Origin of the sequence: Pseudoalteromonas sp. '520P1 No. 423', from assembly GCF_001269985.1 — a bacterium.
Taxonomy (GTDB): Bacteria; Pseudomonadota; Gammaproteobacteria; order Enterobacterales; family Alteromonadaceae; genus Pseudoalteromonas.
In genome coordinates this window covers 3,651,670-3,673,412 of sequence record NZ_BBZB01000001.1, presented here as the reverse complement: position 1 = coordinate 3,673,412, position 21,743 = coordinate 3,651,670, and the positions used below count along the sequence as shown (strand labels likewise).

23 protein-coding genes are annotated in these 21,743 nt (G+C 35.8%); 10 read left to right on the top strand and 13 right to left on the bottom strand.

What is annotated here, in order from left to right:
- Positions 1-23 precede the first annotated feature (23 nt).
- The 3 genes from epd to fba all read left to right on the top strand — a co-directional run bounded on the left by epd (position 24) and on the right by fba (position 3,486).
- The gene (gene epd / locus PSA_RS16795) at positions 24-1,037 is read left to right on the top strand and encodes an erythrose-4-phosphate dehydrogenase (protein ID WP_042148126.1); all 1,014 of its coding nucleotides are present in this window, start codon (positions 24-26) and stop codon (positions 1,035-1,037) included.
- Between the two features lie 57 nt (positions 1,038-1,094).
- Complete coding sequence (locus tag PSA_RS16790) at positions 1,095-2,270, top strand: phosphoglycerate kinase (protein ID WP_042148121.1); 1,176 nt, start codon at positions 1,095-1,097, stop codon at positions 2,268-2,270.
- A 151-nt stretch (positions 2,271-2,421) separates the two neighbouring features.
- Complete coding sequence (gene fba / locus PSA_RS16785; protein ID WP_042148119.1) at positions 2,422-3,486, top strand: class II fructose-bisphosphate aldolase; 1,065 nt, start codon at positions 2,422-2,424, stop codon at positions 3,484-3,486.
- Positions 3,487-3,789: 303 nt separating this feature from the next.
- Here fba and PSA_RS16780 read toward each other — a convergent pair whose 3' ends face one another.
- Complete coding sequence (locus tag PSA_RS16780; RefSeq protein ID WP_042148115.1) at positions 3,790-5,394, bottom strand: response regulator; 1,605 nt, start codon at positions 5,392-5,394, stop codon at positions 3,790-3,792.
- A 178-nt stretch (positions 5,395-5,572) separates the two neighbouring features.
- Here PSA_RS16780 and phoB point away from each other — a divergent pair, with 178 nt between their 5' ends.
- From phoB to PSA_RS16765, 3 genes are all read left to right on the top strand, one after another.
- Positions 5,573-6,262 carry a phosphate regulon transcriptional regulator PhoB gene (gene phoB, locus PSA_RS16775; RefSeq protein ID WP_042148112.1) on the top strand — a complete coding sequence of 230 codons (690 nt, stop codon included), beginning with the start codon at positions 5,573-5,575 and terminating at the stop codon, positions 6,260-6,262.
- Between the two features lie 27 nt (positions 6,263-6,289).
- Complete coding sequence (gene phoR, locus PSA_RS16770; protein ID WP_042148110.1) at positions 6,290-7,588, top strand: phosphate regulon sensor histidine kinase PhoR; 1,299 nt, start codon at positions 6,290-6,292, stop codon at positions 7,586-7,588.
- Positions 7,589-8,017: 429 nt separating this feature from the next.
- A complete protein-coding gene (locus PSA_RS16765; protein WP_042148106.1) occupies positions 8,018-8,983 on the top strand; it encodes a PstS family phosphate ABC transporter substrate-binding protein in 966 nt (321 codons plus the stop codon).
- A 355-nt stretch (positions 8,984-9,338) separates the two neighbouring features.
- Here the strand turns inward: PSA_RS16765 and PSA_RS16760 are convergent, their stop codons facing one another.
- The gene (locus tag PSA_RS16760; RefSeq protein WP_042148104.1) at positions 9,339-9,548 is read right to left on the bottom strand and encodes a cold-shock protein; all 210 of its coding nucleotides are present in this window, start codon (positions 9,546-9,548) and stop codon (positions 9,339-9,341) included.
- Between the two features lie 234 nt (positions 9,549-9,782).
- Here PSA_RS16760 and PSA_RS16755 point away from each other — a divergent pair, with 234 nt between their 5' ends.
- On the top strand, positions 9,783-11,060 hold the full coding sequence (locus PSA_RS16755) for a carboxylesterase (RefSeq protein ID WP_127924172.1): 1,278 nt from the start codon (positions 9,783-9,785) through the stop codon (positions 11,058-11,060).
- A gap of 40 nt (positions 11,061-11,100) precedes the next feature.
- Here the strand turns inward: PSA_RS16755 and PSA_RS16750 are convergent, their stop codons facing one another.
- From PSA_RS16750 to sfsA, 8 genes are all read right to left on the bottom strand, one after another.
- On the bottom strand, positions 11,101-11,370 hold the full coding sequence (locus PSA_RS16750; protein WP_042148095.1) for a hypothetical protein: 270 nt from the start codon (positions 11,368-11,370) through the stop codon (positions 11,101-11,103).
- Positions 11,363-12,217, bottom strand: coding sequence for a pantoate--beta-alanine ligase (gene panC / locus PSA_RS16745; RefSeq protein WP_042148092.1), 855 nt, complete (start codon positions 12,215-12,217; stop codon positions 11,363-11,365). The genes PSA_RS16750 and panC overlap by 8 nt, the downstream gene beginning before the upstream one ends.
- Positions 12,217-13,011, bottom strand: coding sequence for a 3-methyl-2-oxobutanoate hydroxymethyltransferase (gene panB / locus PSA_RS16740; RefSeq protein WP_042148089.1), 795 nt, complete (start codon positions 13,009-13,011; stop codon positions 12,217-12,219). Before panB ends, panC begins: the two co-directional genes overlap by 1 nt.
- 28 nt (positions 13,012-13,039) lie before the next feature.
- Entirely contained in the window at positions 13,040-13,537 is a 498-nt protein-coding gene (folK, locus tag PSA_RS16735) for a 2-amino-4-hydroxy-6-hydroxymethyldihydropteridine diphosphokinase (RefSeq protein ID WP_042148086.1), read from the bottom strand.
- Positions 13,537-14,898, bottom strand: coding sequence for a polynucleotide adenylyltransferase PcnB (gene pcnB, locus PSA_RS16730; RefSeq protein ID WP_042148082.1), 1,362 nt, complete (start codon positions 14,896-14,898; stop codon positions 13,537-13,539). Before pcnB ends, folK begins: the two co-directional genes overlap by 1 nt.
- A gap of 220 nt (positions 14,899-15,118) precedes the next feature.
- Entirely contained in the window at positions 15,119-16,045 is a 927-nt protein-coding gene (gene gluQRS / locus PSA_RS16725; RefSeq protein WP_042148079.1) for a tRNA glutamyl-Q(34) synthetase GluQRS, read from the bottom strand.
- 18 nt (positions 16,046-16,063) lie between these two features.
- Positions 16,064-16,504, bottom strand: a complete 441-nt coding sequence (dksA, locus tag PSA_RS16720; protein ID WP_042148077.1) for an RNA polymerase-binding protein DksA — start codon at positions 16,502-16,504, stop codon at positions 16,064-16,066.
- Between the two features lie 182 nt (positions 16,505-16,686).
- Positions 16,687-17,454 (bottom strand): DNA/RNA nuclease SfsA, encoded by a 768-nt coding sequence (gene sfsA / locus PSA_RS16715; RefSeq protein WP_042148073.1) that lies wholly within the window; start codon positions 17,452-17,454, stop codon positions 16,687-16,689.
- 79 nt (positions 17,455-17,533) lie between these two features.
- On the opposite strand from sfsA, the gene pepB reads away from it, so the two are divergent.
- Positions 17,534-18,826 carry an aminopeptidase PepB gene (pepB, locus tag PSA_RS16710; RefSeq protein ID WP_042148070.1) on the top strand — a complete coding sequence of 431 codons (1,293 nt, stop codon included), beginning with the start codon at positions 17,534-17,536 and terminating at the stop codon, positions 18,824-18,826.
- A gap of 224 nt (positions 18,827-19,050) precedes the next feature.
- Positions 19,051-19,611 (top strand): phosphoribosyltransferase, encoded by a 561-nt coding sequence (locus PSA_RS16705; protein WP_042148067.1) that lies wholly within the window; start codon positions 19,051-19,053, stop codon positions 19,609-19,611.
- Between the two features lie 64 nt (positions 19,612-19,675).
- Here the strand turns inward: PSA_RS16705 and PSA_RS16700 are convergent, their stop codons facing one another.
- The 3 genes from PSA_RS16700 to PSA_RS16690 all read right to left on the bottom strand — a co-directional run bounded on the left by PSA_RS16700 (position 19,676) and on the right by PSA_RS16690 (position 21,341).
- Positions 19,676-20,065 carry a DUF6768 family protein gene (locus PSA_RS16700; protein ID WP_042148064.1) on the bottom strand — a complete coding sequence of 130 codons (390 nt, stop codon included), beginning with the start codon at positions 20,063-20,065 and terminating at the stop codon, positions 19,676-19,678.
- A gap of 17 nt (positions 20,066-20,082) precedes the next feature.
- Positions 20,083-20,598: an RNA polymerase sigma factor gene (locus PSA_RS16695; protein WP_042148062.1), complete on the bottom strand. Its 516-nt coding sequence runs from the start codon at positions 20,596-20,598 to the stop codon at positions 20,083-20,085.
- A gap of 86 nt (positions 20,599-20,684) precedes the next feature.
- Entirely contained in the window at positions 20,685-21,341 is a 657-nt protein-coding gene (locus tag PSA_RS16690; RefSeq protein WP_042148059.1) for a Crp/Fnr family transcriptional regulator, read from the bottom strand.
- A gap of 117 nt (positions 21,342-21,458) precedes the next feature.
- On the opposite strand from PSA_RS16690, the gene PSA_RS16685 reads away from it, so the two are divergent.
- On the top strand, positions 21,459-21,695 hold the full coding sequence (locus tag PSA_RS16685; protein ID WP_042148056.1) for a YgjV family protein: 237 nt from the start codon (positions 21,459-21,461) through the stop codon (positions 21,693-21,695).
- Positions 21,696-21,743: the final 48 nt, after the last annotated feature.

The window sequence follows — 21,743 nt, the reverse complement described above, 5'->3', positions numbered from 1 at the left end:
TTCTTTAAGAACTTTTTACTTCAATGGCAATAAGATTAGCAATTAATGGTTTTGGCCGAATAGGCCGTAATATTGTACGTGCTTTATATGAAGCAAACCTCACCGATCAATTTCAAATAGTCGCAATTAATGAGCTTGCAGATCCTAAAGGCATCGCACATTTATTAAAATACGATACTTCCCATGGTCGTTTTAAATTTGATGTTTCTCTTGATGATAACTATTTAACTGTTGAAGAAGATCGTATTGCGCTTTTCAATGAAAAGTCTCCCGCATTTTTACCTTGGCAAGATTTAAATATTGATGTTGTGCTTGAATGTACTGGCATATACCATTCTCGTGAGCATGCCATGTTGCATATTAATGCTGGTGCTAAAAAAGTACTATTTTCACAACCTGCTGACTCAGATATGGATACTACGATTGTTTATGGTATTAACGATGAACAGTTGAAGTCAGAAGATTTGATAGTCTCAAATGGCTCATGTACTACAAATTGCATTGTGCCAGTGATTAAAGTGCTAGACGATGCTTTTGGCATCGAATCTGGTGCAATTACAACTATTCATGCATCTATGCATGATCAACAAGTAATTGATGCTTATCATCCTGATTTACGCCGCACGCGTGCTGCTAGCCAATCTATTATTCCTGTTGATACAAAATTAGCCCGTGGTATTGAAAGAATTTTACCAAAATTTGAAGGTCGTTTTGAAGCAATCGCAATGCGCGTACCAACAATAAATGTTACGGCAATGGATTTAAGCATTACAACTCATACCGATGTAACCATAGAGCAAGTTAATCAAGTTTTATCAGCAACTAGCAACGAAAGACTTGCGGGCATTTTAAGCTATACAGAAGAGCCTTTAGTATCAATTGATTTTAATCATGACCCACATTCGAGCATTATAGACGGAACTCAAACCCGTGTAAGCCATAAGCGTTTAGTGAAATGTTTAGTGTGGTGTGATAACGAATGGGGTTTTGCAAATCGCATGTTAGATACGGCTAAAGCTATGATGCTTGCCAAATAAAGAAATTAATTAACCCCAAAATTTAAGTGCAGTATTTAATTAACTAAGGAGAATTTCATGTCAGTCATTAAAATGGCAGATCTAGATTTATCAGGTAAGCGTGTACTAATTCGTGAAGATCTTAATGTGCCAGTCAAGGATGGAAAAGTGACTTCTGATGCACGTATTCGTGCTTCTTTACCTACTATTAAGTTAGCTTTAGAAAAAGGCGCTAAAGTAATGGTAATGTCTCACTTAGGTCGCCCAACTGAAGGTGAATTTGCAGATGAGTTTTCATTATCACCTGTTGTTGATTATTTAAATGATGCTTTAGAGCAAAATGTTCGTCTTGAAAAAGATTACTTAAACGGCGTAGAAATTAATGACAACGAAGTTGTTGTTTTTGAAAACGTACGTTTTAATAAGGGTGAAAAGAAAAACGACGAAGCACTTGCAAAACAATTAGCTGCTTTATGTGATGTATATGTAATGGATGCATTTGGTACTGCGCATCGTGCTCAAGCTTCAACGCATGGTGTTGGCTTACACGCAAATACAGCATGTGCTGGTCCACTTCTAGCTGCTGAGCTAGAAGCATTAGGTAAAGCACTTGATAATCCAGCGCGTCCATTTGTTGCTATTGTTGGTGGTTCTAAAGTTTCGACTAAACTTACAGTATTAGATTCATTATCTACGATCGTTGATCAACTTGTTTGTGGTGGTGGTATCGCCAATACATTTATTGCAGCAGCAGATCATCAAGTAGGTAAATCATTATTTGAAGCTGATTTAATTGATGAAGCTAAGCGCTTAGTCACAGCAGCTCAAGCTAATAATGGTGATATTCCAGTACCAACAGATGTTGTTGTTGCTTCTGAGTTTTCAGAGTCTGCAGTAGCAACACTTAAAAATGTTGAAGATGTAACAAGCGAAGATATGATTTTTGATATCGGTCCAGATTCTGCAAACGCATTAGCCGAAATTATTAAAAATGCAGGCACAGTTGTTTGGAATGGTCCTGTAGGCGTATTTGAATTTGACCAGTTTGGTAACGGCACTGAAGCAATCGCAAATGCAATTGCTGAGTCTAACGCTTTTTCAATCGCTGGCGGCGGTGATACGTTAGCTGCTATTGATAAATATAATGTTGCAGATAAAATATCTTATATTTCAACTGGCGGTGGTGCATTCTTAGAGTTCTTAGAAGGCAAAAAGCTACCTGCTGTTGAAATGTTAGAGCAACGCGCAAAATAATGTAGCAAGAGGGATTATTCCCTAAAACAAAAAGTAGCTAAATTTAACTCTCACAAATAAATTTAGCTATTTAATTACTCGTTCAAAACCCGATAGTAAGTTACTTAGACTAATCTAAGAGTGAATACTATCAACAATTGGAGAAAGCAAAATGGCTTTAATTAGTATGCGTCAACTTTTGGACCATGCAGCTGAAAATGGTTACGGCGTTCCGGCGTTTAATGTAAATAACCAAGAGCAAATGCGTGCAATAATGGAAGCGGCTGATAAAACAAACAGTCCTGTGATCGTACAAGGTTCAGCTGGTGCGCGTAAATACGCTGGTGCCCCTTTCATTCGTCATATGATTTTAGCTGCAATTGAAGAATGGCCACATATTCCTGTTGTTATGCACCAAGATCACGGTACATCACCTGCAATTTGTCAGCGTTCAATCCAATTAGGTTTTTCATCAGTAATGATGGATGGTTCTTTATTTGAAGATGGTAAAACAGCTTCTACTTATGAGTACAACGTAGATGTAACACGTCGTACTGTTGAAATGGCACATGCATGTGGTGTTTCAGTTGAGGGTGAGCTAGGTGTACTTGGTTCATTAGAAACAGGTGAAGCGGGTGAAGAAGACGGTATTGGTGCTGTTGGTAAATTATCATTAGATCAACTGTTAACTGATCCAGAAGAAGCAGCTGACTTTGTTAAGAAAACAAATGTTGATGCGCTAGCAATTGCATGTGGTACTTCTCATGGTGCTTACAAATTCTCTCGTCCACCAACGGGTGATATTTTAGCAATAGATCAAATCAAAGCGATTCATAAACGCATTCCAAATACGCATTTAGTAATGCACGGTTCTTCATCTGTACCACAAGAGTGGTTAAAAGTGATCAATGAGTTTGGTGGTGAAATGCCAGAAACTTACGGTGTACCAGTTGAGCAAATCGTTGAAGGTATCAAGTATGGCGTACGCAAAGTAAATATCGATACAGATTTACGTTTAGCATCTACTGGTGCTGTTCGCCGTCATTTAGCTGAAAATCCAGCTAACTTTGATCCTCGTAAGTTTTTAGCTGCAGCGACACAAGCTATGACTGACATTTGTATTGATCGCTACGAAGCGTTTGGTACTGCAGGTCAAGCAGACAAACTTAAAGCAATTTCACTTGATGCTATGTCAATGAAATATGCCGCTGGCGAGTTAAATGCGCTAGTTAAGTAATTTAATAGGCTAATCGCCTTTTAAAATGAAAGCCCTCTCAATGAGGGCTTTTTTGTTCTTGGATCATAATATTACTAAGAGGGATCATAAGGCGGGCTTTGGGATCAGTTTTTTACTTACTTAGATCGTAATATTATTCATTAAGATCGTTTTTATTCAGTCGCTCAGTTATTTTAGCATAAATTATCAACTATTTGTGTCTGAAAATTAATCAATCCTTATCAAGTTAACATCATCTAAGTAAAAAAGTGATCTGAAATTTAAATATGATTACTTTAGTTGGTAATTCTTTGATCTAAAAGATCATAGAGCCTCTACTGAAAGTTGCTTTAGTCTCTGATCTTGTTGGCTATTTAGTTCAAGTGTTTGTGCATGTTTTATAAGGTTTTTTTGCGAGAATTGCCAATACTTATTGATATTTAAACTTTGCATCGTATTTAAAAAGTTTAATAAATACACACTGTTAAGCGGCATTAACAGATGTGCTTGTGAAAACTGGCTTAAAGCCTGAAAACTCATTCCTTGGTTTTGTTTATCTATACCCCAGCGATTAAATAGCGCTGCTTTTATTTTTGGATCTCTAAATTGATCGTTAAATACTTTGTTCATGCAATAGTTGAATGAAATCTCTTGAGCACTCAGATCCATCATACCTATTAAGGATAAACGCTTGTTATATAAATTGTGCAGTACTTTTACTTGCTTTAATAATGCGTGTGCGCAGGTCAATAAAAACTGTTTATGGCAGTCCTGCGGCTGTTTTATCAGAATATTGAGTTTCGATAAGTGTTTATCTTTATTTTCAGGTTCTAAACAAATGTTTAAAATTAGTTTTATTACATTTTGATATCCAGACATATCAATAGGGCTTTGATTTTGGCTTATCTCGGACCAAGCTTTTTTACAACGCAGTGCAAATAATTCATTAAACTTCTGATCAGCTTTATGGTTAAGTGTGCGATCTAAGACTAAACATTTGATCCATGTTAAAGATAATGAATTTCGATAATGCTGGTTTTCTAATGTGGTTCTAAGTTTTTGTTGTAGATAATCATTGGCTTCTTCAATTGAATGGTTTTCAAGTATTAAAAGGGCCTTTAACTCTACTTCTTCAGTGGTAAATGAAAACTCATCTAAGTTATCAAATATTTTTAATGCCTGAAATGATTCTTTTTTATTAATAGCATTTTTAATTTTATATAAAATTTGTTTTCTAGAAAGTATATTTAATGACTGCATTTTAAGTAAAGTGAGTTTAAATTTGCTTTCGTTACCACATAAATTAAACAGTGCTATTTGAGCACTTGCTTGTATAGCTGCATTACTTATCGTTTTTAATGTATCTAAAGCTGTACCAGGTAAATCACATTTTAATAAGTTTGTTGCTTTGATTAGGTTAAGCTCATTTTTTTCTTGATTATCTAATCCAACAAATTGCGCATGTTGTAATATATTTTGTTTTTGTATGCCATTAGCTTTAGATAATTGTTTTAGTAACAATTTCAACCTTTTTGAGCTAGCGTTAAAATACTGTAGTTTTTGAGTTAATTTAGCATGATTTACTGGTTTTTCGATGATATCAGTTGTAACGTACCTAAATGGTAAATCTGCAGATACTTTATCTGCCTGATCTGTTATAAAAATGATTCGGGTATGATCTTGCAGAATTTTAAGAGTCAGTAATTGTCTTATGAATTCAGTACCAGTGAAGCAGTTATCAATATCAAAATCTAAAATCAGTAAATCAAAATCAAGTAGTTTAGGTTTCGATATTAATTCTGCACCATTATTTATTATTGTGATGTTAAGGCAACCACTTTGTTTTAGAATACGCTTAAGATGAGAGCGGCTACTTAAGTTAGATTCAATTAGTAATATATTGAGTTTAATATCCGTATCAGAATGCATGTTGTTTATTATTGTTATTATGTTAATAAAGTGATTGTATCTGTTAAATTGTTTCAGTCAAAGCAAATCGATATGCAATAAATAGCAGTTATGGGCTAATATCTAATCAAGCTTCATAAAACTGTCATATTTAATCATAATAATGAATGTAATTAGGAACTTTGAGAGATAATCAGGAATGTCACGAAAAATACTTGTAGTTGATGATGAAGCGCCCATCAGAGAAATGTTGGTGTTTGTACTTGAGCAAAACGGTTATCAAGCTGTTGAAGCTGAAGATTATGATTCTGCTATGGAAGCACTTGCTGTTGAACCATATCCTGAATTAATTTTATTAGATTGGATGCTACCAGATACCAGTGGTATTCAAATAGCTAAAAAAATTAAACAAAATGATCATACTCGAAAAATTCCAATCATCATGCTCACAGCACGTGGCGAAGAAGAAGACAAAATTAAAGGCTTAGAAGTTGGGGCTGATGACTATGTTACTAAACCTTTTTCTCCTAAAGAGCTGATGGCACGCATAAAAGCTGTGATCCGCAGAGTATCTCCAACAGCTTTAGAAGAGTCTATTGAAGTGCATGGTTTACGATTAGACCCAATCTCACATCGTGTCACATCAGCTGGTAAAGAGCTTGATATGGGACCTACAGAATTTAAACTATTACACTTTTTTATGACCCACCCTGAGCGTGTTTATAGTCGAGAGCAATTGTTAGATCAAGTTTGGGGCACCAATGTATATGTTGAAGATCGTACGGTAGATGTGCATATTCGTCGTTTAAGAAAGGCGATCACAAGTGCACATGATAAGTTAGTGCAAACTGTTCGTGGTTCAGGATATCGTTTTTCAAATAAGGTTTAATTTAAACCAAATAACTAGGGTTACTTTATGTTCAGAGTGATCAATAAGCGCATCTTAATACAGCGCTTATTTATGTATTTTTTACCATTATCATTCATCGGAGTCCTTATAGGGGCTCCTTTTTTACTTTTATTCCTTGGAACTGCAAGCCTATTATTTTGGCATTATAAGCAGTTATATAAATTAAGCGATTGGTTGCACAATCAAAAAAGCTTTAACCCACCTGAAGGAGAGGGCAGCTGGGAGCAAATTTTTGATGGTATTTACAGGTTACAGCATAGAAATAGAGATAAGCGAAATGAATTAGCAGGTTTGATCAGGCGATTTAGAGAAGGTGCAGAAGCGGTTCCTGATGCGGTCATTGTTTTGCAAAAAGATCTCAGCATAGTATGGTGTAATAAACTGGCAGTTCAAGTGCTTGGATTAAAATGGCCGAGTGACAGTGGTCAAAGATTAGATAATTTAATTCGCCACCCTGACTTTGCCAAATATATGAACAATAATGACTTCCTTGAACCATTGGAGCTTGACTCTCCTTTAGGCACTGAACAAATTTTAGAATTTCGTGTGATGCCATATGAAACACAGCTGATGGTTGTGGTGCGAGACGTGACTCAATTAAAAATGTTAGAGCAAATTAGAAAAGATTTTGTAGCTAACGTATCTCATGAACTGAGAACACCGCTTACTGTTATTTCAGGTTACCTTGAAATGATGGATGCTGACGCTATGCCACCATTAGGAATTTGGGGGAAAGCACACGGTACTATGTCGGAGCAGTGTGAACGAATGAACGGGCTTGTAAATCAATTACTGATTTTATCCCGTATAGAAGGGCCTCGTAAAACGGAACAAGATGAATTAGTTGATATCCCAAATATGTTAAAGCTCATTTTGGTTCAAACTGAAACATTAAATGCGGATAAAAAGCATGTTATAGAGTTAGAGGTCGATGCTAATTTATCTATATTAGGAAAAACTGAAGAATTAAGAAGTGCTTTTTCTAACTTAATATTTAATGCGATACATTATATACCTGAGCCAGGTCATATTCGTATTGTTTGGCAAATGAAAAATGGTGAAGCGCATTTTGCTGTTCATGACAATGGCGAGGGTATTGCACCTGAGCATATCGGTCGTTTAACAGAGCGTTTTTATCGTGTTGATCAGGCACGTTCTCGTAAAACAGGCGGCTCAGGCTTAGGGTTAGCAATTACAAAACATGTTTTATCACGCCATGAGTCACAATTAAATATTGTAAGTACTGTAGGTGAAGGTTCTTGTTTTTCCTTTAGTTTTTCGAATGAACGTGTGAAAAAATCTTAAGTAGATTCGATAGAATTAGAAAATATGACACTTTATTTACAGGTCATAAAAGTGTCATAAAGTAGTAATCTAACTGTCATTTAAAAGATGAATAATAGCGGCAGTTACATACACATGCTACCTCAGAATACGAGTTTAAGGACTACTGAGCAATTCATGAACTAGGCGCATCTTTGTATTAATGGTTATCCCTTAAAAGAAGATGGAACAACGAACATGATTTGCTCAGTAGCTCCCGTAGGGTTGGTTTAGAAACGCTTTACACTGTGTTAGATGAATTTGGAAGAGAATAAATATGCCTTCATTCATCAGCCTTGTTTAAAGCGTTTCTAATTCCAACTGAATTCTGTATTTTGAGGTAGCATGGGTATCTAGAGAACGGACTTCAAATAGTTGAGGTTCACAAATTGAGAAAGATTGGAGTTACCAATGAAATTTAAAAATTTAGTTGCCGCTATGGGCCTAACACTTACAACTTTAGTTTCAGCTAATGTTGCTGCACTAGATAAATCAATTCCAGAATACACTAAAACAAGCGGTGTAACTGGTAACTTCTCATCTGTAGGCTCAGACACATTAGCAAACATGATGACTTATTGGGCTGAAGAATACAAACGTATTTACCCTAATGTAAATATTCAAATTCAAGCTGCCGGTTCTTCTACTGCACCGCCAGCATTAACGGAAGGTACTTCAAACTTTGGTCCTATGAGCCGTAAAATGAAGTCTAAAGAAGTAGAAGCATTTGAAAAGCGCCATGGCTACAAACCAACAGAAATTCGTGTAGCAATTGATGCTTTAGCAGTATTTGTACATAAAGATAACCCAATTGAAGGTTTAACTATTTCTCAAGTTGATTCAATTTTCTCTTCAACTCGTAAATGTGGTTCTGGTTCTCAAGTTAATCGTTGGAGCGATGTTGGCCTTGAAGGTAACTGGGCTGGTAAAGATGTTCAATTATACGGTCGTAACTCTGTATCAGGTACTTACGGTTACTTTAAAAAGAAAGCACTTTGTAAAGGTGATTTCCGTAGTAACGTAAATGAGCAACCGGGTTCAGCTTCAGTTGTACAGTCAATCTCTTCATCTGTAAATGCGATTGGTTACTCAGGTATAGGTTACAAAACATCAGGTGTTCGTACTGTACCGCTAGCTAAAAAAGGCACGAACTATGTTGATGCAACTTTAGATAATGTAGCTAAAGGGAAATACCCATTATCTCGCTTCTTATACCTTTACGTTAACAAGCACCCAAATAAGCCATTAGCACCAATTGAAGCGCAATTTTTACAAATGGTATTATCTAAAACAGGTCAAGGCATTGTTGAAAAAGATGGTTATGTACCACTTTCAGCTAAATTAGTTAAAAAAGAATTAGCTAAAATCGGATTATAATAGTTCAATTTACCCTGAATTATTAAAGCAGCAAACCGCCCATAAGGGCGGTTTTTTTGTTTTCATAATTTCAAATGTTTCACAAAATTCAGCGAATAAAAAAGGAAGCGCTTTGGCTTCCTCTTATCTATACCGATGCTAATTAATATGTGATAAAAAATGGTCTAAATATACAATAGCTGCGTTGCCTGCATGAAGGTACTTAGGTTTAGTCTAGAGCTATAAACCTGTACTTTCAATTCTAATAGCTAGCTATTGCTCAATCAAGCGCCTTACTATTGAAAATTTATCCTAATTTATATTAGATCACTAATTTAATAGAATTGGTAATGTTATCTAATGGTGGTAGCCTGATTTAGATAACAGTGATTTTTTCTGCTTGTGGACCTTTTTGACCTTGTGTAACTGTAAACTGTACATGTTGGCCTTCAGCAAGCGTTTTAAAACCAGTACTTTCAATAGCGCTGAAATGAGCAAAAACATCAGGGCCATTTTCTTGTTCAATAAATCCGAAACCTTTAGATTCATTAAACCATTTTACAGTACCAGTAGTTGTATTTGACATTGTTCGATCCTATTTTATTCAAGAGTAATTGTTGCTACTAAGATAACGACTTATTTTGTTAAATTAGGCCGTAGCACTTAACAGCGGTTTTGCTGAAATATAGTGCTATTACTTATGAAAACAGGACGAGGTATTATTAAGTGTTACATCGATAAAGTATTGCATAAATATTAAACGTATTTTCAAGCTAATTTTAAGTATATATACGATCGCTTTTTAGTCAATGTATCTAAGGTGATAAAAATACATTTATTTTTAATTTATTATATGATTGTTTCCAAAGTAAAAAATATAAAAGTTGCTGTTATTGTGTTCAGACTTGAATTTAAAGTTTTATTGCTGCGTTTTATTATGGGTAGCTTGATTATTATACAATTAGGCTGTGCGCAAAATAATGTGCCTAAGCATGCTGTCTATCAAAAATCACTCAGTCAGTTACCCATAGAGTTCAAGAGCTTTGAAGCATATCAATTAGCAGCTAAAAATTGGTTAAGTGATAATCGTGTTTTCTTAACTCAAAATCGAACCAAAGAGCTTAAATTTAATACACCCTTTGAGCTGCCTGCTAAATTGAATTCAGGTTCTGAAAATTCCAAAGGTATCTTATTCGTTCATGGTTTAGGTGACTCTCCATATTATTTCTCAGATATTGCACAAACGTTAAATAAACAAGGCTTTTTAGTCAGAGTCTTGTTGCTACCAGGGCATGGCTCTCGCCCAGCAGATTTATTATCTATAACCTCAGATGCTTGGGTAAGGCTGGTCGATATTCAAATCAACGCATTAAAAGCACAAGTCGATAATGTTTATTTAGGAGGGTTCTCAACAGGCGCGAATATAGTGACTAGTGTTGCCTTGTCAGATAATGCTATAAAGGGGCTTATTTTATTTTCACCCGCATTTAAAGCTAAAACTAAATTAGCCCGACTCAGCCCATTATTACCCTTATATAAGCCTTGGCCTTGGCTAAAGTCACCCAATTATATGAAAAATATAGCGCGATACTCACCAGTACCGAGTAATGCATTTGCGCAGTATTATTACACAAGCCGTGATGTACAAAATAAATTGGAAAAGAAGATATTCACTAAACCTGTATTTATGGCTTTGAGCGAAGCTGATTCAGTTGTAGATGTATTAGCTGTGGCAAAATATTTTAGTCAAAACTTTACACATAAAAATTCAAAACTTGTTTGGTTTGGTAATAAACCTGATTTAGAGGATAATCGCATTGTTGTTTATTCGGCTAAATCAGATAAGTACCAGGTAAGTAATTATTCACACATGGGCATGTTATTTAAGCCTGATAATAGCTACTTTGGTTTTCCTTCAGGGTATCGCATTTGTGACAATGGACAAACCGAGTCTGCTTTTAAAAAGTGTTATAAAAAAGGAGATATATGGTATTCGGCTTGGGGCTATAAAGAGCCTGATAAGGCGCACGCACGACTTACTTTTAATCCGAAATTTGATGATATGATGCAGGTATTGAAGCAGGTTTTAACAAAGTAAGTAAATTAAAGTTAATCTACTTACTTTTATATTTATCTCTTTAATCTTTTTCTACTGCGACTTTTAAGCGCTCAGCAAATTCTAAACATTGATTTTGTTTGTCTATGCATTTTGCATTACAGACTTCAAAACCCACATTTTGCTCTGTATGTTTGCCTTTACATACAATATTACATTGATAGTATTTTTGGCCACAGCGTTTGCTTTCAAGTTTATATTCACTGACTCCTTTAGAGGTATTAAAACTACATGCCGATAAAACACATAAAGACACTAACACTAAAGTAAAAGTCACCAAATTATTAATCATTTATATCAACTTGTATATTATCAATTAAACGAACAGAACCTAAAAAGGCAGCCGCTAAAATTACAAAGCTCTTACAATCAGCTTTAGCTTCTTTTAAATCAACTTTATTACAAATGTTAAAGTAATCAGGCTTTAAACCTGCTTTTGATAAAGTATTTTTAGCAGATTGAATGATAGATGAATAATCTCGCTCGCCGCTTTGTAAGGCTTTTTGAGAGTGTTGCAGGCAAGCATACAATACTTTAGCAACATCTTGTTGTTGTGATGTTAAATAACCGTTTCTAGAGCTTTTAGCGAGACCTGACTCTTCACGTTTAGTTGATACACCAATAATATCTATAGGCATAGATAAATCTTCAACCATAGTGCGGATCACTTGTAATTGCTGAAAGTCTTTTTCACCAAAACAGGCGATATCAGGCTGCACTAAATTAAATAATTTACATACAACAGTTGATACACCTCTGAAGTGATCTGGACGTGTTCCTGCACAATGCCCTTCAGATACACCTGGCACTTCTACAAAACTTTGTGCATCTAATCCTTTAGGATAAATAATATCAGGCGTAGGTGTAAATAATAAATCGGTGCCTAAGGCTTGAAGGCCTTGCTGATCTTGCTCTAATGTTCTGGGGTAACTGTCTAAATCTTCGTTAGCGCCAAATTGCATTGGATTGACAAAAATACTGGCAACAACTTTATCGGCAAGTGTTTTTGCTTTTTCTATTAATGAAAAGTGACCTTGGTGCAAGTTGCCCATTGTTGGTACAAAAGCTACGGTTAAGCCACTTTGTTTCCAAGCTTTGATTTGCTGGCGTAATGCTGAAATTTCAGTAACTGTTTTCATTAGTTGAACTCATGCTCTTTTGCAGGGAACTCACCACTTGCAACATCAGTCATATACTTTTTAACTGCATCAGGCATATTGCCAGCTTCTAATAAAAAGTTTTTAGAAAACTTAGGAATATAACCTGCTGAAATGCCAACTAGATCATGCATTACTAATATTTGACCATCGGTTAGGTTACCTGCACCTATGCCAATAGTAGGAATACTTACTGCATCAGTGATAAGTTTAGCTAGGGCAGAAGGAATACATTCTAGCACTAATAGCTGTGCGCCCGCTTTTTCTAATGCTTTAGCATCGCTTATCATTTTTTGTGCTTGTTCTTGTTCTCTACCTTGAATTTTAAATCCACCAAAAACATGAACTGACTGAGGTGTTAAACCTAAGTGACCACATACTGGAATGCCTTGCTGTGTTAATGCTGTGATTGAATCATAAAGCCATTCACCACCTTCAAGCTTTACCATATTAGCGCCTGCGCGCATAAGCTCAGCTGCATTTTTACAGGTATCAGCAAGGTTTGAATAAGTCATAAATGGCATGTCAGCAATAACAAAAGTACTTGGTGCACCCGCACGTACACATCTAGTGTGGTAGGCAATATCTTGGTTAGTAACAGCTAAAGTATCGCTACCACCTTGTAATACCATGCCCATTGAATCGCCAACTAATAAAACATGAACGCCATTATCTTCAAATAAGCTTGAAAAGCTCGCATCGTATGCAGTTAAAGCACCTATTTTAGTGCCTTCATTTTTCATTTTTCTTAAAGTCGATACAGTGATTTTTGACATTATTGTTCTCTATTTATTACTCAAAAGTCTAAAGTTGAATTTTTGAAAGGCCATTTAATGGCACTGTTTTTTGTAAATCTGAAATTTTTATCCCATCAGGCATAATGATATTAGGTGCTATTTCTAATAATGGGTAAATAACAAACTCTCTTAATGTCATGCCATAGTGAGGCACAGTTAAGGTTGGTAAATTTAAAGTTTGTCTACCAAATAATAGAATATCTATATCAAGGGTTCTTGGCCCCCAACGCTCGTCTTTTCTAACACGGCCTAAATCAAGTTCAATTTTTTGTGTTAACGCTAATAAGTCTAATGGTTGTAATTGTGTTTCAATACAGGCAACTGCATTTACATAATCAGGCTGATCTTGTGGGCCCATAGGTTTGCTGCTGTAAAATGCAGAAACCTTAATTTCATCGTTAGTATCAGGTAATGCTTTTAATGCAGCCACTGCTTGATTTAATTGGTTTATAGGGTCATTAAGGTTAGCCCCTAAACCTAAGTATACAGTGTGATATTGAGACATTATTCTACAGACTTATTTTCATTGTTATTTTGCGCATTGCCATTGGCAGGTTTACGACGGCGTGGTCTACGGCGCTTTTTTGGTTTATCTGAGTCATTAGCGCTTTTAGGGCTACTAAAGTCTTGCACCATTTGCTTTTGAAGTTGTGCATCTTTATCTAAATAACCCGTCCACCAATCTGCAAGTTCAACTAGGTCGCCGTCAGAAATATTGGCTCTTAATAATAAGAAGTCATAAGAGGCTCTAAACCTTGGTTGCTGTGTTAATCTAAATGGGCGCTGACCTGTACGTCTAGGCATACGTTGTTGAATATGCCAAATATCTCTAGCGCCTAATGTAAAGCGTTTTGGTACGGCAATATGTTTTGAGCTTTCAGAAAGAATTTGATTAATTGCCAGATTGAAAATTTCATACTCAGGTTGTTTTTGTTCTGCCATTAATTTAGCGCAGCGATTTTGCAATGGGTACCAATGCAATACAGCAAAAACATAAGCGGGTGTTACTTTTTTATCAGCATTAATGCGCTTATCGGTATTGATAAACATTTTTTTAGTGAGTTTAAACTCATCACCTTCAGGCGATGCTTCAATTAATGCATCAAGGGCAGGGAATAACTCTTTAAATAAACTGTATTTTCTTAATAATAAAAAGTTTTGTTCTGCTTTGCCATTTAAGAAAAGTTTTAAGCACTCTTCAAATAAACGTGCCGATGGAATATTACCTAATAGCGATGAAAGCTCGTAAATCGGCGCTTCTGTTTTAGGTGAAATCGTCATATCTAGTTTTGTAGCAAAACGAATCGCACGTAACATACGTACGGGATCTTCACGATATCTTGTTTCTGGATCGCCGATTAATTCAATACTACGATTCTTAATGGCTTCCATACCGCCTGCAAAATCACGGATGCTAAAATCTTTTACCGAGTAATATAGGGCGTTGATAGAAAAGTCACGGCGTTCTGCATCTTCTTCTATGCTGCCATACACATTATCTCTTAATAACTGACCTTGCTCACTTGATTGACTTACTTGATTTTTATCTTCAGGGGCATCGTGATGACCACGCATAGTGGCAACTTCAATGATTTCGCGACCAAATACAATATGCGCTAAACGAAAACGTCTACCGATCAAACGACAGTTACGAAATTGTTTTTTAATTTGTTCTGGAGTGGCATTGGTTACAACATCAAAGTCTTTAGGTTCTATACCTAGTAGCGCATCACGAATACAGCCACCTACTAAGTAAGCATCATAGCCGCCATCTTTTAAACGGTATAAAACTTTTAGTGCATTAGGGCTAAAGCTTTTTCTTGATACGCCATGTTCTGAGCGTTCAATGACTTGAGGTGAACCCATACTTGTTACTTCCTGAGATTGATCTTCGGTTTTTTTTTGTCCATTTTGCCCGACAACTTTACGGCAAAAATCAAATATTTTGGAAATAATAACAAGTCTCCTAATGCATAGTGAAATAAAATTTAAATTTAAGGGGGGTATCATATACCAGAGCAGCTTAAAATTTAAGTATAAACCTGAGTAAACTCACTAAATATGCGCTTTAGCGATTGATTTTTTATTAAAGAGCTAAAAATTGACAGTGAGGGGCGTTATCATTTTTGATTAGTTGTATTTCATTCACTCTAGGTACAGTTGTAAGATCCCAGTGAACAACAGCCCAATTAATTAAATCAGCTACATTTTCATTGATTAAATCAATCGGTGGATTTTGACCCAAAAAACGCAAAGCATCATAAAGTGCTAGTTGTGGTTTGCTTATGTCGATGGAAGGTGCATAATTTTGCTTAGATAATTTAAAACCCGGTTCGGCTACAACTAATGGCACATGGGCAAAGTTAGGTGCTTTTTTATGAAATTGTTGAAATAAAGATATTTGCCTTACTGTAGGTTCAAGTAAGTCGGCACCACGCACGATATGCGTAATATCCTGATTAATATCATCAAGAACTACAACCAATTGATAAGCAAATAAACCATCACGCCTTTTTAATATGTAGTCTTCAGTGGCAAATGTTTCAGCGACTAAGACTTGTCCTTGAACAGCATCATTAAACGTTTTTACTGGGTAATTTTGCTTAATTCTAATGGCTTGATTATCAAAAGGCAGATTAATATCTCTGCAGGCATTGTTATATATGCCACCTAACGCTTTAATTTGTTTACGTGTGCATTGGCAGGCGTAAAGCTGATTACTATTAAGTAGCGATTCTAAATGATGTTGGTAAAAGTCGAGTTGTTTGCTTTGATAGCAAATTTCTTCGTCCCAATATAATCCATAAGCTTCGAGTGTTTTTAATATTAAATCACTCGCACCTTTGACAATGCGTGGGGTATCGATATCTTCAATGCGAACTAACCACTTACCAGATTGTGATTTGGCATCCAAAAAGCTGGCAAGTGCAGCAACAAGTGAACCAAAATGAAGTGGTCCAGAAGGCGAGGGGGCAAATCGACCTCGATATACCCCTGATAATGAACTACTCAATTAATTGATTAGTTATTATTAATAACCAGCTTGCTTTTCTTTAATTTCAGCAAGAGTTTTACAGTCTACACATAAATCAGCAGTAGGACGGGCTTCTAAACGACGAATACCTATCTCAATACCACATGAATTACAGAAACCAAAATCATCTTCTTCGATTAATTTAAGCGTTTTTTCAATTTTCTTGATTAATTTACGTTCACGGTCACGGGTACGTAATTCTAAAGAAAACTCTTCTTCTTGAGCTGCTCTATCTACTGGATCTGGAAAGTTTGCAGCTTCATCTTGCATATGGTTTTTTGTACGGTCAACTTCTTCTCGTAATTGAGTACGCCAAGTAGCAAGAATGTTTTTAAAGTGAGCTAATTGATCATCGCTCATGTACTCTTCACCAGGTGTTTCTTGATACGGTGGGATATCCGCGTAAGCGTATTGACCTGATTTTTTTTGCTCTGCCATATCTGACTCCTAATCCTTATTCTCAATCCCGATATAAATTCGGCGGCTATAAATAGCAAGAACTCAGCCTATTAGCAAGGATTATTGTAATTTAAAGCTAAATTAACGAATATCTTTTTAAAAATAAGCATTTAAACTTGATTGTTCTTTAAACGATTTTGTGTAAGTTATTGCTTTTATTATTACAGAAAATCACGGTTTGAATAATTTACGATTTGTTCATTATACAGGTAAAATGGTAATGATTTATTTATCTCAATATTATTTATATCTATATCTATATCTGTGTTGTAACATAAAATCTCAACACCTGCATCTAAAGCTTGTTTTATACCGTCGGCATATTTTTCATCTACATGCCTAGCAGGCGATAGTTTCTTGATCCCTTGGTGCTGTACTAAAAATAATAAAACAGCGCGATATCCTTGCTGTTTCATGCTTATTAGCTCCCTTATATGTTTTAGCCCTCGGGTTGTGACAGCATCAGGAAAGTAACCTTGACCATTATGCTGCGCATCTTGCCCTAAAAGTGTGACACTTTTAATTTCGATATAACAATCGGCATGTTTGTCATCAGTTAATAATAGGTCAATTCTGCTATTTTCATCACCATATTTTACTTCTTGCTGTAAGGTTTCATAGCCTTTCAGTTCAGGAATCTTGTTATTTGTGATGCCTTCACTGACAATTTTGTTAGCCAAAGCGGTATTTACACAAATCATATCACCTGCGTTATTTTGGCAAAGCTCTAAACTATTTGGGTATTTTCTTTTTAAGTTATCGCTTGTGGAGTAATAAACCTTAAAACCAGGCTCTGCGCATCCTGTCATTGCGCCTGTATTAGCACAATGTATGGTTCTGACTTCACCGTCAGGTAGCGTTATATCTGCTAAAAATCGTTTATAGCGTTTAATTAAAGTGCCATGACTTAAGGTACTACTAAATTTCATTTATTTAGTCTCAATTATTTTGGTAGTGAACTGCGCTATAGTACACTTTTGTCACTTCAATAATGCAAGAGAAATGCAAATGAGCGAAAAAATGATTGTAAGATTAATAGAACAAGCACCTGCGGCACATTGGGGCAATGTAAACTTGTCTTTTGATAATGATGGCGCTTTAGTACATCTATCAGAAAGTGAAACTTTAAAGCATGTACAAAAAGCGGCACGTTCTTTAGCTGGCCAAGGTATAAAAGAAGTGTCTCTTGAAGGTGATGCTTGGTGTACTGAAAGCCAATGGGCTTTCTATCAAGGTTTTGTCAGCCCTAAGGCGCAAGAAGGTGTTACTTTTGTTGATAATGCACAATCAGATTTAAAAGAACTAGCTTCATTAAAAACATCTGCATTATTTGCACGTAAAGTAATTAATGGTTCAGCTGAAGATATTTACCCTGAAAGCTTGGCTGAAAAAGCAGCTGAATTTATTCAATCTTTAGCGCCTGAACATGTAAGTTACCAAATCATTAAAGGTGATGCTTTGTTAGAAGCGCAATGGGCAGGTATTCACGCTGTTGGCCGTGGTAGTGCTCGTAAACCTGTTTTATTAGAGTTAGATTATAATCCGACAGGTGATGAAAATGCGCCTGTTTCTGCTGCGCTAGTAGGCAAAGGTATTACATTTGACTCAGGTGGTTATTCAATTAAAGCCAGCGAAGGCATGGCTACAATGAAATGTGATATGGGCGGTGCAGGTACGGTAACTGCTGGTTTAGCGTTAGCGATTAACCGTGGTATTGATAAGCGCATTAAATTATTTTTATGTTGTGCTGAAAACATGATTTCGAGTAATGCATATAAATTAGGTGATATTTTAACGTATAAAAATGGCACAACAGTTGAAATATTAAATACAGATGCAGAAGGTCGCTTAGTATTAGCTGATGGTTTAATGGCTGCTACTGAAACTGGCGCACCACTTATTATTGATGCTGCAACTTTAACGGGCGCTGCATTAATGGCTGTTGGTCAAGATTACAACGCTTTATTTGGTTTAGACAAAGCATTAGTACGTGAAGTAGAAGACTTTGCGTCAGATGAATTTGAAGCTGCTTGGCCTTTACCACTTGAAAAATGGCATCAAGATAAATGCCCATCTCCTTATGCTGATACTGCCAATAGTCGTTTGCAAAAAGGCGGTGGTTTTGGTGGCGCATCAAATGCCGCTGGCTTCTTATCTCGCTTTGTTGGAAACGAAGGTCAAGGTTGGGTACATATGGACTTAGCTGCATGTTTTGAAAATAATGCAGGTCCACAATGGGCTGCAGGCGCGACTACTTTAGGTATGCGAACAGTGGCTAGAACATTACTGGAAAAAGCTTAGTGCAAAATAGTTAGATTTAGTTAAAAAATAAATAAAAAAACGCGAACTCAGTTCGTGTTTTTTTGTTCAGTTAATTTAATCAATTGGTTGTAAATGAAACAAACTTGTCTTATTTGATAGGTTTTTCGCTCTAATTTGACTTGTAACAACAAATAAGCTTTCTTTTAGTGTATTATTCGCACCCAATTTAACGGCGTTAGCCAATTTCTCTTATGGAGCCTCAAATGTCTGATAAACGATTTATTACAGCGCAACAGCTGTTAGAAGATTCGTTCCGCGTTGCCGCACAAGTTTATGATGATGGATTTCGCCCTGATTTTATAATTGGTATTTGGCGTGGTGGTGCTCCAATTGGTATCGCAGTGCAAGAATATTATGATTTTAAAGGTGTTGAAACAGATCATATTGCTGTTCGTACATCTTCTTATTATGGTATTGGTTTACAGTCAAAAGAAATCAAAGTGCATGGTTTACATTACATCGTTGAAAACGCCAATGCAGGCGATAAATTATTAATCGTTGACGATGTATTTGATTCTGGTCGTAGTATCCAAGCATTAAAAGAAGAGTTATCTAAACTAATGCGTTTGAATATGCCAACAGATGTACGCGTTGCATGTCCTTATTACAAACCTAAAAACTCTAAAGTTGATATCGTTCCTGATTATTTTATCCATGATTCTGAAGAGTGGTTAGTATTCCCACATGAATTATCAGGTTTAACACCAGATGAAATTATTGAAGGTAAAACTGATTTAACTAATATCAAAGATTTATTGGTTTAAATTCAGCTGATTGAACTTAGAAAGGCTGCACTAAGTGCAGCCTTTTTTATAATATGAGATTAAATTATTTATCTAATGTATTAGTGAGCTTTTCAATTGTCAGTTCAAGTCTTTTTATTTCCCGCATAGCCGATTGGCGATTCATCTCCATAAAAGTCCACATTTTTAAAGCAATTTGCACTATAGTCGAAAGTAATAGTACAACACCCCACTGAATTTTATGTAGCATGAGAGTTTGCTCTGAGACTTCAACAAAAAAGAATTGATAGCCAGCCCAAAACATCACTAAAGTAATTAAAAAAGTAACAATAGCCACTAAGATCATCCATCGGCCTAATGAACCTTTAAAGGCATTGAGTAACATTTTAAAAATGCCCGGTTCATGAGCCAGTATATGATCTAAATTTTTAGCTTCAGATTCTAAAGACTGTTTAATTTTGTCATCTAAGTTCATAACGGTATTCCTTAAGGTTAATTATCCATCTTCTGTTTTAATAATTTACGCGCTCGGTTTAATCTAGATTTAACTGTGCCAACAGGTACTTCTAAAATTAAACTGACTTCTTGTAAGCTCATTTGCTCTAAGTAAAATAAATGAATAGTGTGTTTATCTATATCTGGTAGTTCATTGATATGATGAAGCAACACATCATCAGCTTCACTTAATGTTTGTGCTAAAGCTTCAATGGGTTCATCAACTTGAAGCGCACTTTCTTTTGCGTAATGTTTTATTAAATCTAATGTTTGCCAGCGAGTAGCTTGATAAGCCCAGCTTTTAAAAGCGCGAGGGTCTTGTAGTTGCTTTAAAGATTTAGTGATCTTAATCCAAGCATTTTGTACTGCGTCGTGAGCGATCTGCTCGTTATGACAAATTTTATAAGAAAATCTTAAAAGCCCGGGATTAAAATACTGAAAAAGCTCAGTAAAAGCCTGCTCATCGGCTTGCTTTGCATCCATGACTAACAATTCTACTTTGGCTTGTTCCATAATTTAACTATCTCTCAATAGAGCTCTTTTAATTTTCTTATATCTACAAGACGATAGTATTTACGCAAAGGTTCATGGAAATTAAATTATTTTTGATGAAAATGATCTATAAAGTCGCTGAGTTTATCTTCATTGATAGGTTTTAATCCTTTATCTGTTCTTTCGATCAAGCTTTGTTCAACAAGTTCTGAAACAACTCTGCGATATGCCCGCTCAGTTGTAGCAAAGCGCTCAGCTTCGGCGCTGACAGTCGGGTAGGGGCGTAAAACAATGGGGCTGGTATTTTGGTGACGAGATAAACAGTCTTTTGCAATGTTATAGCTTAAAGGTAAAAGTAATTTATCTAAGTTTATTTGATGGTTTTCTAAAAATTTAGCCGCAACTGTTTGGGCTGTGTACAAACATAATTCAGGTTGTTGTAATAAAATACTTTGCCAATGTTTAAAATCAATTAAATGATAATTTACATCGGTTTGGCAGGTGACAGTGTAAATACAAGGTTTAGCATTGAGTGCTTCAATTTCGCCAATCAAAGTAAAATTACAATCTAGTTGACCTAACAATAATCTACGGCCGTTGCCTACATCATAGCTAAAAGAAACAGTGCCTGATCTCACTAATAATAATTTAGTAAGTGGTTGATCTTGATGTAAAAGGCTAGCGCCTTTTTCTTGTTGGTATTCTTTTTCTGCGTAAGTGAGCAGTTGTTCTATTAAGTTAGCTGAAAAATGATATTGAAACATAGTTAGGCCTGAATTTATTTTTTGTATTTTGGGGCTTTGGACATATGTCCTTCAAGGTATACCTGAGCCACTTTAATATGTTTTATATTGATTATACGCGCTTGGCTGAGGAATTATATGTCTTGGGAATATTTAGGTTACTTTGCATCGGTTTTATTAGTAATGTCACTCATGATGACAGACGTTGTAAAACTACGTTGGCTTAACTTAGCAGGCTGTTCTACCTTTGCTATTTATGGCTTGATTATAACTGCTTGGCCTGTGGCTTTTGCCAATGCACTACTGGCTTTAGTTAATTTATACCATATTGTAAAGTTAATGCGTGATAATAAAAAGGACTTGGCAACTGGCTAAATTACTTTGCAACTTTCAATTTATTAGTAATGATGACAGATGTCGTAA